Source organism: Pseudomonas sp. MAFF 730105 (assembly GCF_055380705.1).
Genome location: NZ_AP018438.1, coordinates 3,362,162 through 3,379,474, shown reverse-complemented (window position 1 = coordinate 3,379,474; position 17,313 = coordinate 3,362,162). Strand labels below are relative to the sequence as shown.

At 60.1% G+C, this 17,313-nt stretch carries 9 protein-coding genes and 6 pseudogenes; 7 read left to right on the top strand and 8 right to left on the bottom strand.

Going from position 1 to position 17,313, the window contains the following annotated elements; genetic code table 11:
* Together PCOSP_RS14845 and PCOSP_RS14840 are read left to right on the top strand one after the other, a co-directional pair.
* Positions 1–1,011: pseudogene (locus tag PCOSP_RS14845) on the top strand (PAS domain-containing protein); the annotation flags it as partial.
* Positions 997–1,281 (top strand): annotated as a pseudogene (locus PCOSP_RS14840) (methyl-accepting chemotaxis protein); the annotation flags it as partial. The pseudogenes PCOSP_RS14845 and PCOSP_RS14840, both read left to right, overlap by 15 nt.
* A 109-nt stretch (positions 1,282–1,390) precedes the next feature.
* Here PCOSP_RS14840 and PCOSP_RS14835 read toward each other — a convergent pair.
* Positions 1,391–2,263 carry a LysR family transcriptional regulator gene (locus PCOSP_RS14835; protein WP_464708808.1) on the bottom strand — a complete coding sequence of 291 codons (873 nt, stop codon included), beginning with the start codon at positions 2,261–2,263 and terminating at the stop codon, positions 1,391–1,393.
* Between the two features lie 100 nt (positions 2,264–2,363).
* Here PCOSP_RS14835 and PCOSP_RS14830 point away from each other — a divergent pair, with 100 nt between their 5' ends.
* Positions 2,364–3,533, top strand: a complete 1,170-nt coding sequence (locus PCOSP_RS14830; RefSeq protein WP_024778540.1) for a mandelate racemase/muconate lactonizing enzyme family protein — start codon at positions 2,364–2,366, stop codon at positions 3,531–3,533.
* 101 nt (positions 3,534–3,634) lie between these two features.
* Positions 3,635–4,942 (top strand): C4-dicarboxylate transporter DctA, encoded by a 1,308-nt coding sequence (dctA, locus tag PCOSP_RS14825; RefSeq protein WP_464708806.1) that lies wholly within the window; start codon positions 3,635–3,637, stop codon positions 4,940–4,942.
* A 128-nt stretch (positions 4,943–5,070) separates the two neighbouring features.
* Here the strand turns inward: dctA and PCOSP_RS14820 are convergent, their stop codons facing one another.
* A complete protein-coding gene (locus PCOSP_RS14820) occupies positions 5,071–5,658 on the bottom strand; it encodes a TetR/AcrR family transcriptional regulator (protein ID WP_464708804.1) in 588 nt (195 codons plus the stop codon).
* A gap of 104 nt (positions 5,659–5,762) precedes the next feature.
* Between PCOSP_RS14820 and PCOSP_RS14815 the strand changes: the two genes are divergently transcribed.
* Complete coding sequence (locus tag PCOSP_RS14815; protein WP_464711938.1) at positions 5,763–6,521, top strand: SDR family oxidoreductase; 759 nt, start codon at positions 5,763–5,765, stop codon at positions 6,519–6,521.
* Between the two features lie 143 nt (positions 6,522–6,664).
* Here PCOSP_RS14815 and PCOSP_RS14810 read toward each other — a convergent pair whose 3' ends face one another.
* Positions 6,665–7,534: an NmrA/HSCARG family protein gene (locus PCOSP_RS14810; protein ID WP_464708802.1), complete on the bottom strand. Its 870-nt coding sequence runs from the start codon at positions 7,532–7,534 to the stop codon at positions 6,665–6,667.
* Between the two features lie 124 nt (positions 7,535–7,658).
* Between PCOSP_RS14810 and PCOSP_RS14805 the strand changes: the two genes are divergently transcribed.
* Positions 7,659–8,534 (top strand): LysR family transcriptional regulator, encoded by an 876-nt coding sequence (locus tag PCOSP_RS14805; protein WP_464708800.1) that lies wholly within the window; start codon positions 7,659–7,661, stop codon positions 8,532–8,534.
* 12 nt (positions 8,535–8,546) lie between these two features.
* Here PCOSP_RS14805 and PCOSP_RS14800 read toward each other — a convergent pair.
* The 4 genes and pseudogenes from PCOSP_RS14800 to PCOSP_RS14785 form a co-directional block, all read right to left on the bottom strand.
* Positions 8,547–8,915: pseudogene (locus PCOSP_RS14800) on the bottom strand (ATP-binding protein); the annotation flags it as partial.
* 519 nt (positions 8,916–9,434) lie between these two features.
* Positions 9,435–9,770: pseudogene (locus PCOSP_RS14795) on the bottom strand (response regulator transcription factor); the annotation flags it as partial.
* Between the two features lie 210 nt (positions 9,771–9,980).
* A pseudogene (locus tag PCOSP_RS14790) lies at positions 9,981–11,033 on the bottom strand (sensor histidine kinase); the annotation flags it as partial.
* Positions 11,034–12,320: 1,287 nt separating this feature from the next.
* The gene (locus PCOSP_RS14785; protein ID WP_464708798.1) at positions 12,321–13,424 is read right to left on the bottom strand and encodes a substrate-binding domain-containing protein; all 1,104 of its coding nucleotides are present in this window, start codon (positions 13,422–13,424) and stop codon (positions 12,321–12,323) included.
* 274 nt (positions 13,425–13,698) lie between these two features.
* Between PCOSP_RS14785 and PCOSP_RS14780 the strand changes: the two genes are divergently transcribed.
* Positions 13,699–15,552: an ABC transporter ATP-binding protein gene (locus PCOSP_RS14780; protein WP_175363397.1), complete on the top strand. Its 1,854-nt coding sequence runs from the start codon at positions 13,699–13,701 to the stop codon at positions 15,550–15,552.
* 100 nt (positions 15,553–15,652) lie between these two features.
* Here PCOSP_RS14780 and PCOSP_RS14775 read toward each other — a convergent pair.
* Positions 15,653–17,217: pseudogene (locus PCOSP_RS14775) on the bottom strand (carbohydrate porin).
* Positions 17,218–17,313: the final 96 nt, after the last annotated feature.

Below are 17,313 nucleotides of genomic sequence, written 5' to 3'. Positions count from 1 at the left end.
ATGCTTTTTTTCAGCCGAACCACTCGCTGGGTATTGGTGCCGCTCGCCGACAGGCTGGAACAGCCTGACCAGGCGAGCACGCCGCTGTCGTCCAACAACCCGTTATTGCGTCGTATCCTGGCAAGCGTCGAGCAACTGTTGCAAGAGCGGAGAACCCTCAAGGAGCAGGCACACGCACTGACGTTGGACGTCAATCAATTGGAAGAGCGCCTGGCCTGCCATGACAGGCTGTCGCGGGAACGGGAGGCGCGCTGGGCAGTCATCACACAGGGCGCAGGTGAACTGTTCTGGGAGCTGACACTGGATGGAACCGGTGCACCTGCGCCGGAATCTGCGATGACGTGGATGGGGTCCGCGTCGAACTTCGCCCAAACTATCGATCAGCTCGGCGATTGGAGCGAACGGTTGCATCCGGATGACCGGCAAACGCATCTGACAGCGCTCGCCAGGCACCTTGCCGATCGTAGCGGGCAGACGGCCTTTGCGCTGGACGCGCGAATGAAGTCGGTATCTGGCGACTATCGCTGGTACAGGATCAGCGGTGCCTCGCGGCGCGATGCGCAAGGCGCAGCGCTCGCCATCGGAGGGGTCGTTCGTGATATTCATGAACAGTACCTGCATAACGAAGCGCTCGAACTGGCGGCCACACGCTTCGACATTGCCCGGGAAATGCTGCACGACGGGCTTTGGGATATCGAGGTGGTGGCCGGTGACCCGGCGAATCCGAAAAATACTATTTGGTGGTCCTCGCAAATGCGCCGACTACTGGGGTACAACACGGTTGAGGAGTTCCCCAACACGCTGGAAAGCTGGACTTCACGCTTGCATCCCGACGATAGCGCACGAGCCATCGGCGCATTCGTTGCCCATGTTGATGACCGCAGCGGCAAGACCCCCTTCGATGTGGACTATCGACTCAGACACAAAAATGGCACTTACCGCTGGTTTCGCGGCCGTGGGCAAACGCGCCGCGCACGGGACGGCTCCCCACAAAGGGTGGTGGGCGCCATCACTGACATCCATGCCCACCATGAAGAAAGCACCCTGCGCGAAGCGCAGACGCAACAACATCGGGTGATGCAAGAAACCCTCACCAAGTTGACGCAGATTGTTGCAACCATCCAGGGCATTGCCAGCCAGACCAACCTATTGGCGTTGAATGCCGCCATCGAGGCGGCGCGAGCAGGCGAAGCCGGTCGCGGGTTTGCGGTGGTCGCCGATGAAGTGCGCAAGCTGGCCACTCGAACCAGCCAGGCGACCCAGCAGGCGGCCGAGATGATGGACAGCTAGCTGCATCCAAGCGCCTGCGCGACCTGCTTGGGCACAGGACACCCACGACCTGCTCCAACCGCTTGAAGTCATAAAGCTCTATGAATGTCGCATGGGGTCCCTACCCGCCTTTTCCCCAGAACTCTTCGGCAGCCTGGCTGAGCATTGCTTTTGGGCGGGTCAGATGAATTTCCAGGGGGATATCCCAGCTTTCGTCGAGCGCTCTGACCAAGCGCCCATCCAGGACTTCCTGCTCGGTGAGGCTCTTGGGCAACCACGCCACACCTTTGCTTTCCAGGGCCATGGACATGAGTACCGCTGCAAGATGACTGCTGAAAAGTGGCTTGAGGTGAAGGTAGTCTTCCTTGCCACGCAGTCTGTGGGCGACGATGCGCCCCAGTCCGGACTCATGGGTGTAAGCGAGGTATGGCAACGTCGCAGGCGAGGTACCGAAGTGAGTGGAAGCACTCGCGAGAGGCACGAGAACGTCCTCACCGACCTTCTTGCTGATGAACTGGTCAGGCGCCAGTAAAGGCGGAACGTCCGGATGGCGATGGCAGAGCAGAAACTGAACCTGACCATGTATCAGCATCTGCTCACAGGCAGCCATGCTGTCTGAGTGCAGCTTCACGGCCTCAATTGGGGCGCCATTTTCTGAGCTTCGAAGCCACTTGGGGAAAAAGGTAAATGACAGCGAGTGAGTGGCCGCGAATTGCAGCGACCTGGCTGCCATGCCAGCGACCTCTTGCGCCTCGTTGCGCATTCGATACAGCTGCCTGGCCGCTTCCTGAGCGCTGGGCAAAATCTGCCGGCCTGCCTCGGTCAAGGTGGCGCCTTGTGGCGTGCGCACGAACAACTCCACCCCCATCCAATTCTCCAGCGAACGGACTCTGCGACTAAAGGCCGGCTGAGTCACATGGCGTGCTTCAGCCGCGCGGACAAAGCTGCCGTACTCCGCCAGTGCTGAAAGATCTTCGAGCCAGACGAGTTCCAAGGGGCCATGCCTCCTGTGCATAGGGTGCGGCATTAATAGCATTGGGCGGGTAACGTCGCAAAGCATAACGTGGCCTCACACACAACAAGAGGGACCCGTCATGCGTATCGTCGACATCCGTGAACAAACAGTTTCCATTGCCTCTCCGATTGCCAACGCCTACATCGACTTCTCCAAAATGACCTGCTCGGTCGTCGCTGTCATCACGGATGTGATTCGCGACGGCAAGCCCGTCATTGGCTACGGCTTCAACTCCAACGGCCGCTATGGTCAAGGCGCACTGATGCGTGATCGCTTCCTGGCACGTGTCACCGAAGCGGATCCCGATACGCTCGTCGACCATGAAAACAACAACCTGGACCCGTTTGCCATCTGGAAAACCCTGATGACCAACGAAAAACCAGGGGGACACGGTGAGCGCTCGGTCGCCGTCGGCACCCTCGACATGGCGGTATGGGACGCCGTCGCCAAGATTGAAGGCAAACCGCTGTATCGCCTGCTGGCCGACCGTTACCGTGGCGGCGTGGCAGATGACAAAGTCTGGGTCTACGCAGCGGGCGGCTACTACTACCCTGGCAAGGATCAAACCAAACTCAAGGCAGAAATGCAGAGCTATCTGGACCGTGGCTACGACGTCGTCAAGATGAAGATTGGCGCGGTGCCGCTGGACGAAGATATTCGTCGTATCGAAGCAGTACTTGAAGTGGTCGGCGATGGTCGTCGCCTGGCGGTCGATGCCAACGGTCGTTTCGATCTTCAGACCGGTATTGCGTACGCTGAAGCCATCAAGAAGTACAACCTCTTCTGGTACGAAGAGGTTGGCGATCCGCTGGACTATGCGCTCCAGGCCGAGCTTGCCAATCACTATGAACTGCCAATGGCGACCGGGGAGAACCTGTTCTCCCACCAGGATGCCCGCAATCTTCTGCGCCATGGCGGCATGCGCCCTGATCGCGACTACCTGCAGTTCGATTGCGCGCTGTCCTACGGGCTTGTGGAGTACATGCGCACCCTGAAGGTGATGGAGGAAATGGGCTGGTCTTCGCGCCGCGTGGTTCCTCACGGCGGTCATCAGATGTCCCTGAACATCGCCGCCGGCCTGCACCTGGGCGGCAACGAATCGTACCCTGATGTATTTCAGCCTTTCGGCGGCTTCGCTGACGGCATCCGTGTCGAGAATGGCTACGTAGGCCTGCCGGACATTCCAGGGGTTGGCTTCGAAGCCAAGTCTGCCCTGTATGCCGTCATGCGCAAGTTGGGCGAAGGCTGATCCCCCTGATCTGCGGCCTTGTTGAACGAGGCCGCGACACTCTGGCGTACCCACCGACGCCACGCCACATGCCCATCACAACAATAAAATGAGGTGCTTCCGTGGAAACTTCCAAGTCCCGCTGGTACGGCCAGCTGTATGTGCAAGTGCTGATCGGCATCGTAATCGGTGCAGCAATCGGCTACTTCGTGCCTGATATCGGTGCCAAGCTCCAGCCCTTTGCCGATGGCTTCATCAAACTGATCAAGATGCTCTTGGCGCCGATTATTTTCGGTACGGTCGTCGTAGGCATCGCGAAGATGGGCAGTATCAAAGAGGTCGGGCGTATTGGCGTAAAAGCGCTGATCTATTTCGAGATTCTTTCAACCATCGCTCTAGTCATCGGCCTGATCGTGGTCAACATCGTCAAGCCTGGTGTAGGGATGAACATCAATGCCAACGCGCTTGATGCCAGTGCCATCAACAAGTACAGCCAGGCCGCCAGTGAGCAAGGCGGCATCATCGAGTTTTTTCTCAATATCATCCCCCAGACCTTCATGGGCGCATTCTCCAATGGCGTCATGCTTCAGGTCATCCTGCTTTCAGTATTGATGGGTGTAGCCCTGGTTCAAATGGGCGAAACCAGCAAGCCGCTGATCAACACCATCGATCTGTTCCTGCAGGGCCTGTTCAAGGTCGTCGCAATGGTCATGCGCCTGGCCCCGATCGGTGCCGGTGCCGGCATGGCGTTCACCATCGGCAAATATGGAATCGGTACCCTGCTTTCACTGGGCCAGTTGTTGCTGGCGCTCTACATCACCACCCTGATTTTCATCGTGGTCGTCCTGGGTGCAGTGGCCCGATGGTCGGGGATGCCTCTGATGCAGTTCCTGCGCTATTTCAAGGATGAAATTCTCATCACGCTTGGCACCTGCTCAACCGAAGCCGTGTTGCCACGAATGATGGTGAAGCTGGAAAAGCTTGGCTGCAAAAAATCGGTGGTGGGCATGGTGTTGCCTACCGGCTACACCTTCAATGCTGACGGCACCTGCATCTATCTCACCATGGCCGCCATCTTCATCGCCCAGGCAACCAACACGCCATTGACCTTCGTGGATCAGATGATTCTGCTGGGTGTATTCCTACTGACCTCGAAAGGCTCGGCTGGCGTGGCGGGTGCGGGGTTTGTGACGCTGGCCGCAACGCTCACGACCATCCACTCCATTCCCCTGGTGGGCCTGGTATTGCTCCTGGGCATCGACCGGTTCCTCAACGAAGCGCGGGCCGTGACCAACCTGATTGGCAATGGCATCGGCACCATCGCCATTGCCAAGTGGGACAACTCATTCGATGTCGAAGCCTGCGAGCATGAAATCGCCGCGATGAAGCACGAAAAGGCCGGGAGGAAGGCATTGCTGGCGGAAAAATAGTCCGCGAAACGCCCCGGTCATTCCGCTTCAAAATGGCGATGACCGGTGGTGTTTCCCAAGTCTCGTGGTGTCACAAAATCGGGGACATGAGTGCTCAACAACGTCGCTGGCATTATGGCTGCCCTAGGCTACGGGTTTTTCTCCAGGCTCTCGGGGCTGCCCGCGCACAGACCATCCATCACCAGGTTCATCAATCTGGCGAGCCGTGGGCGCCATTCGCTTTGGGAATCCATTTGCCAGATTCCGGCAATGGCTAGAAAAAAATCGTCGTTAGTAATCCCGCTACGAATCGTGCCGGCCTTTTCATTTGCCCTCAAAAGCGTCTCGGCAGCCTCTTGGACTGGAGCGTATCCCGACTTCCCTGGGAACTCGTAAATAGACGAAGCTTGTTGTATCGCAGTAGCGAGCCCTGCTTTTGTCATTGCATATTCAGCCAGGCAGTCCATCCACTCCCGGAGCGCCTCCTTGGGAGTCTTTGTCGCCAGGAGTTGCTCTGCCAACGATGCCACCTGTTGCATCTCGAATTGATAAACCTCGAATACCAGCTTCTCTCTGGTAGCGAAGTGTCTGTAGAACGTGCCCTGTCCCACCCCGGCCTTCTTTGCAATGGTGCTCAACGGAACCGCAGGATCGCGAGTCAGCTCCAGCACAGCGACCTCCAATATCCGTTCACGGTTTCTCTTGGCATCAGAACGCATTACCAACTCGTCAGTCATGAGCAGATATTTCCTTCACTTTATTTCATTGCTAAGCGGACAGGTGTCCGGTAATGTCTTTGAAGTGGACGCTTGTCCGCTTAATGGCGTTTCTGGAGTTTACTATGAACAGCACAGGCAACACGATTCTGGTTACCGGCAGTACCTCAGGCATCGGCCTCGGTCTGGCGCTCAGGCTTCACAAGGCGGACAATAAAGTCATTATCGCGGGGCGTCGCAAGGCTCTGCTCGACAAGATCGTATCGGAACATCCCGGCATTGAATCAGTATTGCTGGACGTCTCCGATCCACAATCCATCCAGCGCAACAGTGAAGCGCTTGCGATCAGCCATCCGAACCTGAACGTCCTTATCAACAACGCTGGGATCATGCACTGGGAGGATCTGACTGATCGCGAAAGCCTGACCACTGCCGAAGATATCGTGACAACGAACCTGCTTGGCACGATTCGCATGGTGTATGCATTGACTCCCCAGCTGATCAAGCAACCCAGTGCCACGATAGTGAATGTCAGCTCAGCATTGGCCTTTGTACCGCTACCCGCCACGCCGACCTACAGCGCGACCAAAGCGGCAGTTCATTCGTTCACCCAAAGTCTTCGAGTTCAACTGGAAGATTCGTCAGTCGAGGTGATCGAGCTTGCGCCGCCGGGGGTACGTACCACTTTGCTGGGACAGGAAAACGACGAGCACGCAATGCCTCTGGAGGCGTTTTTGGATGAGATCTTCGAACTGCTCGAGATATCTCCGACCCCACGGGAACTTATTGTCGAGCGCGCCAAGCCATTACGGTTTGCTGAAGCGAGCGGTTCACATGATGAGGTGTTGAAAATGCTTGCAGGGTACAAACCACCGGCGGAATGACGTTAGCCGCAGGCAGCAACTGATGCCATCCGCCTACAGCGATGGCATCAGTTTACCTGGACGCTCGGCTACTTCTCTGGTGAGGCTGCCCTCGCATTACTCGTCGACTCAACCACGCAAACCACTCCTCTTTTTGTAACGACCTATGCCCCGGCAACCGCCTCGCGCACGAAGGCTTCATAAGTACGCAGCGGATGTCCAATGAGGGCTTGCAGCCGCTCCACGGTGCCTTCAGCCGCCTGCATGCCAAACGTCTGGATACCCTCCATCATCAGGCGCATGTCATACGCCAACCAGCTGGGGCCGTACGCAGCCAGTTGCCCTTCAAAGGCCGCTACATCATCACCGCCGTAGGCGATGTCTCGTCCCAGGGCCGAACTCCAGATCCTCGCCACGGAGGCTCCGGTAAGGACCTGGGGCCCGACCAACTCCAGCGTCACCCGATCCAGGGCAGAAGGTGCTCTGTCGCGTCGCAGCAGCTCTGCAACGGCCACATCGGCGATGTCACGCGCATCGATCATCGAAACGCCCGCCGAGCCGATCGGCATCGGGTATACCGAGTAGTTCTGAATCGTCTGCAGGACCATGCCTTCGTTTTGCATGAAGTAAGCCGGACGCAGGATGGTCGCGGGGATGTCGAGGCTTTCGATCATGCGTTCAACCGTATGCTTGCCGGTGAAGTGCGGAACCTGGGTGAACGTGTCGGCATGAATCACCGACAGGTAAACGATGCGCTCGATGCCCGCCTCCCGAGCGAGGTTCAGCGTGATGAGCGCTTGGGTCACCTCATCGGGCGTCACGGCGTTGAGCAGAAACAGCGTACGCACCGACGCCAGCGCGGCGCGCATCGAAGCGACGTCGGTGAGGTCGGCGACGACTTCAGTGACACCCGCGGGGAAATCGCGCTTGCCCGCTTGGCGCACCAGCGCCTTGACTTCGGCGCCCGCGCTGGCAAGGCCTTGGGCAACGAGTGAACCAACGGTGCCAGTGGCACCAACAACGAGAATGCTCATTTTGAATCTCCTGCAGTGAGTATCTGGACGGGTCATTGAGATGACGACGAAGAGAAAGTATTCCGTTGCACTCAAGAAACGAAGACCTCAAAATCCAGACACCTCGTTTCATATATGGAACACCATGAACCTGAACTCACTGACCGACTTCATCCTCGTCGCAACCAATGGGGGACTGGGGAAGGCAAGCCGCGCGAGCGGTATGTCCAAAGCCACCTTGTCGCGACGCATCAGCGATCTTGAAGAACAACTGGGTGTGAGGCTGATCGAGCGCAGTGCCCGTGGTCTGAAGCTGACCGAAGCCGGCGAGAGTCTGATGTCGCGAACGGAGAGCCTGCTGAGTGAAGTCTGCGAAGCCATGACGGCGGCACGCGAAGGCGTTTCGACACCCCGAGGGCACCTGCGGGTGGCCGCTCCGGTCCTGTTCTCCCAGCTTGCGATGGGGCGCATCGGCGCCGAGTTCTGCGCGGCCTACCCAGAAATCGAGATTGAAGTCACGGCGGAAGACCGCGCAGTGGACCTTGTGGAAGAACAGTTCGACGTCGCCATCCGGATCAACCCGAGCCCGGACAGCAATCTGGTCGGACGGTGTTTCGCCAAGGACCGGCTGGTGGTCGTGGCTGCACCTGAAATCCCCAAGCCGGCGCCCGGCGCAATCAGATCCGTGCCCGGCATCGTCACGACGACTTTTCAGCCCACCCAGTGGAATCTCGACGGAGGACAACTGATTCTGGAGCCGATCCCGAAACTGCGCTTTTCGTCGTTCCTGATGGTCCGCGATGCAGCCATCGCCGGTGGCGGCGCGGCACTCATCCCACAGTCCATAGCATGGGGCCCGCTAGCGCGTGGCGAGCTGGTTCAATGGGGCACCGTATCAGGTGTGGAGCCAGCGTTGTGGATCCTGCATACCTCCCGGCGCCTGGCTGCGCCCAAGGTGCGCGCCTTTGTCGATTTCATGTGCGATAGATACCCGGACATGTCGCTGGTTCTGAATGGATAGACCCTTTTCGCCCTACTCGTTCGCCCGCTTTGGTTCGGATACTTCACTGGCGTTAGTGCCCTCAAGCGGGATATCGAGGATGAAGGTTGCACCCTGTCCGGCGCCGTCGCTGTGCACGGTCAAGCTGCCGCCCATTTCCTGCGCCGCCAGCGCGCAGCTGTGCAGGCCGAATCCGTGACCGTCTTTGCGAGTGGTGAACCCATGGGTAAAGATACGCTTCAGGTGCTCTGGCCCAATCCCATTGCCGTTGTCGGTCACCGTAATCCGCAGGACCGGCCCATCAGCGAGAAAGGCGCCAAACGTGATGCACGGGCTGCGATCGCTCACGCCTTCCAGTGCTTGCCTGGCATTGCGAATCAGGTTCACCAGAATCAGCAGCACCCGGTGCCGGTCCAGTAACAGCAGGGGCAAGTCGCTGACGTCCTTGACCACCGTCACCTCCTGGCGAGCCCGTGAACCGGTACTCATGCGCAAGGCATCGTCAATCAACTCTGGGACTGGCACCGCCTCCACGACACTGACGGCAATGGCATGGGACTGCTGGGCAGCGACAACGGTTTTGATGTGGTCAATCCCCTTGGTGAGTTGTCCGAGTTCTTCGATGATGCCCTGCTGCTCTGCCGTCACCACCTCCGCCAGCTTGAGCAGGTAGCCGGGGAGCATCTTTCCTTTTTGGTCTCCGGTGAGAAAATCGCTCAGGTCATCGACGTGCTCGTTTATCAGCTGAGCCACCTTGCCCAGGCCCTGGGCTTTGGAGGCACGCATCTGACGGCTGACCGTCTCTGCCGAGACGTTCACGCTGTTGAGGACGTTGCCGACGTTGTGCAGCACGGCAGTGGCGATTTCGGCCATACCCGCCTGACGGGACTTTGCCTGCAGTTCGGCTTGCACGTGACTCATGCGCAAGGCCGCACGAACGCGAGCCTTGAGTTCCAGCGGCGAGAAGGGTTTGGCGATATAGTCATCAGCGCCACTCTCCAGCCCGGAGACACACGCCTCGCTGCCGCCGCGGGCGGTCAGCAGGATGACGGGCAAATGGGCGAAACCGGCACTGGCCTTGATTCTGGCTGTCAGGCCAAAGCCATCGAGCTCCGGCATCATCACATCCGAGAGGATGACATCGATTGGCCGTTGCTGCAGGAGTGCCCACGCCTGCTCTCCATTAGTTGCGGTGGCGACCATGTAGTCGTCGTGCAAAAGCTCGCTGAGGTAACTCAGCATTTCCGGGCTGTCGTCTACCACCAGCACCCTGGATTGCGAGGCGTGTTCCGGGTGCTGCTCGTCGTTTGCGCCTTGTGCCGTGGCTAAGTCGTCGTGACTGCCGTGGCGGCCATCATCGAACCGCAGGTGACGCTGTTCGGTGGTGATTGCTGCGCCTGGTGACGATCGCTCGCGCCCATCGCTGGCTTCAGTCAGTACGGCGTTTTGCTCAGTCCCCAGTGGCAGCCGGACAAAGAAGCACGATCCCCGTCCGAGCTCGCTGTTGACGCCGACTTCACCCCCCATCAGTTCGGCCAGGTCCTTGACCAGAGCAAGGCCGATGCCTGTGCCGCTGTATTGGCGCGTGGCGGAATTGTCGATCTGGGAGAAACGCTGGAACAGCAACGGCAGTTTGTCCGGCGCAATACCAATACCCGAGTCGTGCACGGCGAGTTCAAATCGCTCGCCATCAAGCGCAGTTGCTGCCAGGTGCACGGTGCCGCCAGAGGGTGTGAACTTGATGGCATTGCTCACCAGGTTGAGCAGGATTTTTTCGAAGTGCCGGGGGTCCACGAACACCGTACCGAGCGCAGGGTCGATGCTGCAGGTCAAGGTGCAACCTTTGCTCTTGGCGACCATGGCGGCATCCTCGGCAATCACACCCACCGCCTTGTTCAAATCGACGGGCGCCGGACATAACTCGAACTTGCCCGCTTCAGCCTTGGAGAAATCGAGGATGTCGTTCACCCGGTTCATCAGGCGCAACGCGTTGCGTTGGGCGCGGTCGATTTGCACGCGCCAGTCCGCCGGCGGGCTGGTCGCCGCCGAAAGCTGCTCCAGCGGGGCGAGAATGAGGGTCAGGGGGGTGCGCAGTTCGTGGCTGACCGTGGCAACGAAATCGCTCTTTGCCTGATTCGCCGCCTCGGCCTGGTTGCGCGCCTGAATGAGTTCGACGGCCTGCGCCTCGAGCATCGAGGTCTGCTGGTGCAGCGCGTCGGTCCGTTCAGCGACCATTCTTTCCAAAGAGGCCTGGACTTGCTGTCGTTCGGCCTCTGCCTCGGCCTCCAGCACGCGGATGCGCAGGGCATTCTCCTGGAACACCCGTACGGCGCGGGTCATGATCCCGATCTCGTCGCCGCGTCCGGCGCTGGCGATCTCGGCGTTCAGGTCGCCGGCCGCAAGCCGGCGCATGACGGTGGCCAGGGCCACGATGGGCTGCGCGACAAACCGCGACGTGCTCCAGGCGATGGCGCCGGCTAGCAAGATGGCGACGGCACCCGCCACCACTGTCGCCAGCATGCCGCGATCCTTGTGCACCAGGGCGTCGGAGCGCGCTTCGCCAGCGAAGCGCGCAACCAACAGGCCGGCGCTCCGTGCCTCGTTGCGCACCTGGTCGCGCGCGTCGCTCAAGGCGACGCTCGCCTGATGGAACCTGGCGAATGCCGCCCGGTAGCCGGCAATCTGATCACTGACTGTCAGGGGCTTGGCCGCGGCTTGCAGCCCTACAGACGAAGGGAGCACACGAGCAAGACGCGAAAGCTCGTCCAGGATGTCGCCGACAGCGCCGGCGACCTCGGCCGACGGCGCCAGGCGAAACGACAATGTCTGCGCCTCCAGGGTGGCCACACGCTCGGCGAAGCGCTTGGACAATGCGGCGGCATTGTGCAGCAAACCGGTTGCCGCCTGAATGTCGTTTGCGTCATGACCAAGGTGCTCGTCCATTTCACTCAAGATGTCGTCGAGGCCCTCGATCAGATCGCCGGCGGTGGAGAGATGCCGCAAAGCCTCGGCTCCCCGAAGCTTGGGTGCCTCGTCAAGGTGCTCGACCGCCAGGCTGGCGGCCGCGACCGCCTTCGCCAACTGGTCCAGCGTCTCGCCCTCCTGCAGCGCCCCCATCACCTCGCGCAATTGCTCGATCACCGGCGGCAGTGCCGCACAGGCATTGCGCGCTGCGGTAACGGCCGTGCTATCACCGGACACCAGGCTCTTGGCCACACTGGCGATGATGATCCCTTCACTGTTGCGCAGGATATCCAGGATACGGTGGGCGCTTTCGATGTTGCTCACCCGCGCCCCGTGGTCATCGGCGCGGGCATCAAGCTCCTTCAATCCATCGGCGACGCCCTGCTCGATGAGAGTCGTGGCCTCTCGCATCCGGCCATAGTGGGCGGTCATGTTCTCCGTTTCGCCATCCATGGTCAGGGTCGCCGCCCGTAAGGCCGTAATCGCAGTGGCGAGCCGCTCCAGGCTGCCCTTGAGCGATTGCGCTTCTGCCACCGGAATGGCGGTGAGTCCGGCAATCGCCGTCGCCACCATCCCTTCGGCCTGGAGCAGGCTTTCCTGGTCCCGGGTGGCGATGAAGTTTTCCACCCGTCCGGTGGCGCCGTTGACCGAGGCCAGAATTTCCGCGGAATGGCTGGCGGAGTCCACCGCACGTACCATGCCTCGCAGGCCGTAGAAGTTCACGACCGACACCACCAGCATCAGGAACACCAGTGCGGCGACCGCCAGGCCAATCCTGACGGCAATGGGTCTGTCCCTGGCGGGTTTGAATATCGGCATGACGTCTCGCCTCCTCGCGGGCCGCTACGGCTTCGTAACGTCCGGCTGAGGCGCCGGTGACGCTGTACTGTTGCTGGCCGCGTCGATCATTGCCGCAACGGACGCCTGGCTATAGGAAGGATTCGCGGCACCGCCTACTGGCATGGTGGCGAGCCAGGTGTCCAGGTCTTTCGCCTCGATGCGTACCAGCGGCACCTCGACGAACTTCGGCACCTGCTTGCCGGCCAGAATTTGCTGGGCCACCCAGAAACCCACCTGAGAGACACTCGGAGAGGCAGAGACCGAGATGGTTTCGTAGCCGTTGGCGTCGCGCTCCTGCTTCCACAGGGCGAGTTCGTCCTGGCGGTTGCCCATGACGATGATCGGTAACGGGCGCCCTGCTGCCTTGAACGCCATGGCAGCACCATAGCCGTCGCCACCCTGGGTCGCGACGGCATCGATGCTGGGCAGCGACGGCAGCGCCAGCGCCACCTCCTTGCGTGCGACGGAAGCCGTCCAGTTCCCGTACACCGTCTTGGCAAACTTCAGGCCTGGATAGTCGCTGGCGGCCTTGTGAATACCGTCACTGATATTCTGATCGGTGGCATCGCCGGCAATGCCGCGGATCTCCAGCAGCGTTCCGTTCCCCTTGAGGCGCCCGGCGATATAGTCCATTTCCACGCGCCCCATGGCGGACCAGTTGTAGTCCACGGTATAGACGCAGCGCTCGGTAACCAGGCTGGCCATGACGACCACCACGATGCCGGCATTGCAGGCGTCCCGGATCACGCCGTTGAGGGCCGTGTCGGACGCAGCCAGGATGACGATAGCGTTGACGCCCTTAACGATCATCTCCTGGATATGGGCCGCCTGTTCCGACGCGGAGTTATTGGCGCTGACCACCGGAGCCTCCCGGATCAAGCCATCCTTTTGCGCCTGGACGGCCATCTCTTGCCAGTTGCGCACCATCACCTTGCGAAAATCACTGCCTGCGTAGGAGTTGCTGAACGCAATGCTATGGCTTGCGGTAGGGCCCCGGGCGATGCCGTCGTCGGCCGCTTGGGCTGAATGAGCGGCAACCAGCACCAGTCCGGTCAGGCAGGCGGCGAAGCGCCAATCATGGAATCGGGCATTAAAAACTGTATGCATAGGGACTCCTTTCCTCGACGGCCAACACTTGAAACCCGTAGATTTTCCTGCAGCAGTGGTGAGCATAGTCTCGATTCAGATTGCTTCCTGCTGAAAGCCTACCGCCACTCGCTGACGCTTCAGGAGCGTCACTCCCTCGCAGCCAGGTTCATGCGCCCCGTGCTCTGTTACTTGCAACAAACACGTCAATCGCACCGAACCCCTGCCCTGCAAAACCCTCCAAGCACACGTAAACTGGGAATATCTTCTCGACTCGGCCCTTTCGGAGACCACAATGCTTCGTGTGTTTGAACGAAGACTCGACCCCTTCCCGCCCGACGAGGCACCACCTCCGCCGGTTGGCCTGACGCGGTTCCTGTGGGCCTGCACCCGGGGCGCCCGTGGCTATATCCTGGCGTTTGCGCTACTCAGTGCCAGTGTGTCGATCTACGAGGCCTGGTTGTTTTCTTTTCTTGGGCAGGTCGTGGACCTGCTCTCCACCTGGCAGACCGGCGGAGAAGCACAAGGGCAGGAAAGCCGGGTGCTGTGGGGGATCGGCATCGTCCTGATCACCAGCATCGGGCTGGTGGCGCTGCGGACCATGGTCCAGCACCAGGTTCTGGCGATCAATTTGCCGTTGCGGCTGCGCTGGGATTTCCATCGCCTGATGCTACGGCAAAGCCTTTCGTTCTTTTCCGATGAGTTCTCCGGCCGGGTCACGACCAAGGTCATGCAAACGGCCTTGGCGGTGCGCGAAGTCTTGTTCACCGTGATCGAAATCGCACCCGGCATCGGCGTCTACTTCATCGCGATCATCGCGCTGGCCGGTGGCTTCGCCTTGAAACTGATGCTGCCTTTTATTGCCTGGATCGTGCTATTCGGGCTGGCCATGCTGTATTTCGTGCCGCGCCTGGGGCAAGTCGGCCAGGAACAGGCCCATGCGCGATCGTCGATGACCGGGCGCATTTCGGACGCCTACACCAACATCACCACCGTAAAGCTGTTCTCGCACTCCAAGCGAGAAGCGCACTTCGCACGCGCAGCGATGGAGGATTTCAAGCAAACCGGCTTTCGCCAGATGCGCCTGGTCAGCCAATTCGAGATCGTCAATCAGACGCTGGTGGTGGCCCTGATCCTTGGTGCAGGCGGCTACGCCTTGTGGCTCTGGCACCAGGGCGAGGTCGGCACGGGTGCGGTGGCCGCAATCACGGCCATGGCGTTGCGTATCAATGGCATGTCCCATTGGATCATGTGGCAGATGACTTCGCTGTTCGAAAGCATTGGCACCGTGCAGGATGGCATGGACACCTTGACCCGTGGCCCCAAGGTACAGGATGCGCCGGACGCGGGCGTGCTGGTGCCCTCCGGCGGCGCGGTAACGTTCGACAATGTCAGCTTCAACTACAACGGTGAACGCCAGGTGCTCGATGGGCTTAGCCTGACGATCCGCCCAGGTGAAAAAATCGGCCTGGTGGGACGTTCCGGTGCCGGCAAATCCACGCTGATCAACCTGCTGCTGCGTTTCTACGACGTGGACAGCGGCGAGATTCGCATCGACGGGCAAAACATCGCCCACGTCACCCAGGACAGCCTGCGCAGCGCCATCGGCATGGTCACCCAGGACACCTCCCTGCTCCACCGCTCCATTCGCGACAACATCGCCTATGGCCGCCCGGAAGCGACCGAAGCACAGATCCGCAGCGCCGCGGCCAATGCCCAGGCCGACGGGTTCATCAGCCAACTGAGCGATCGGCAAGGCCACACCGGCTATGACACCTTGGTGGGTGAGCGCGGCATCAAGCTATCCGGCGGCCAGCGTCAACGCATTGCCATCGCCCGGGTGATGCTCAAGAACGCGCCAATTCTCTTGCTTGACGAGGCCACCAGCGCCCTGGACTCGGAAGTCGAAGTCGCCATCCAGGAAAGCCTCGATGAAATGATGCAGGGCAAGACGGTCATCGCCATTGCCCACCGGCTGTCCACGATCGCGGCGATGGATCGGCTGATTGTCATGGATGAGGGACGCATCATCGAACAAGGCACCCACGCCGAACTGCTGGCGAAAAATGGCACCTATGCGCGGTTGTGGCAGCATCAGAGCGGTGGGTTTCTGGGTGAGGATCAGGGGGTCGCCGAGGCCATGGTATAGGGATGACTCTGCCTCTACTGGCAGGCCTCCATTTCTTGTGACCAGGGAGCAAGCTCCCTCGCCACAAGAACGACGCCCCATGGTCAGCCCCGATGACGTCCTAGAACCACGTCTCCATCTGAATCCCGTACTGCCAGACACCACCTGCGTTGAAATCCGTCTTGCCGAACGAATCCGAAGCACTGTAGCGGTCCAGATCCGAAGACCAGTTCATGACGCTCGCGAACACCCGCAATTCAGGACGGGTGAGCAGGTCGCCCAAGTCCGGCTTGAATGTTGGTGCAACGGTGAATTTCCAAAAATTGCCGTCCACCGCGTTACGCTGCTTGTAGCCCTTGGGATCGAGGTCCATGGTCTGCCAGCTCATCTCGTAGGCCATCTCGAAATTGCTGTTGATCTCGTTGGCCAGTCGCACGTTCAGGGTCATCCAGCGGTAGTCATCTCCCTTGACGTAGCGGTCCTTGCTCTGCTCGGCCAGCAAGCTAGGGCCAATGCGCCAGCCGGGCGCAATCGGGGTTTCACCGTAAAGCGCCAGGCGCAGGGCCCGGGCTTCGTCGATCAGCTCACCGTCCGCACCGATGTTCTTGACCTCCGCGCCCAGGCCTTGCCCATAGAGCAGCGCCGTCTTGAAGAAGCCTTCGCGGCCAAAAAAAGTGCGCTGATGATTCGCGATCATGCTGTGCAGGCCGGAATCCGCCGGGGCCAGGCCCGCTTCATTGGTGCGGGTGCTGAAGTCATTTTTCTTCGAGCCGATGCCGTTGAACATCCACTGCCACTCTCCGTTGGCGAAAAACTGGTTGGAGGTCAGGACATAGCTCTCCACGTCAGCATTGACCCCTCCCTCACTGAAGTCCCCGTAATTGCGCCCGATCAGCGAGTAGTTCGAGCGCCAGTCCTTGTTCATCTGCACGTCGTAGATGCCACCGCCGGTACCGGCCAGGTAAACGACGTCCGAATCCAGCCAATGGATATCGAAGTTGTCCCGGTCGAATCGCTTGCCTGCCCACAGGGTGGCCTTCTCGAACATCGGGTTGCCCTTGAACGCGGCGAGATGGTCGAGTTCGGTAAACACCTGGCGCACGTTCAGGTTGCTTTCTTCGGCGGTCCAGTCATTGGAACTTTCCACGCCATCGGCAATGGAAACGGTGAATTTGGAACGGGTGCCATTCTGCGCATACAGCTCTTTCGAAAGGTCGATGCGCATGTAGGTGTCGTCCTCGTTGCCCAGTCGTCCGACCGCGCCACCCACGGAACCGGCCGGCGTCGTATAGGGACCGCCGCGCCCTCCCCCAGCCCATCGTTGATCAGCAATCCCGAGCGGGCGTAGCCCTTGAAGCTGAACCCGTCGGAGAGGTGCCCGCCGCTGCCCGCCTTTTCCAGGTTCTGCTGATTGGCTTCAAGTTTTGCCAACCGCGCGTCCAAGGTGGGCGCCACGGGAGTGCTCGCAACGGAGGCTGTCGGTTGCAAGCCAGGATGAGTGAGCTTGAGTTGCTGCAGTTCCCTGGCGAGAGCCTGGGCCTGCTGTTCGGCTGCGGCGGCACGCTTTTCCGCTGCGCTGGTGCGGGCTTCGAAGGCAGCCATGCGCTCTTCCAGCGTCGCGGCCTGGACAGTCGCCGCCGAGGTTCCGAGCACGCCTGCAATGAGCCAGCTTGATGCTTTCTGCATGTGGATTTCCCTGTTTTGTTTTTATTGTTCTGTCTTGCGACCGACCTTTTTTCCATGGAGGACCAATTGTCACGTTCCACGAAAAAAAGGATGCCT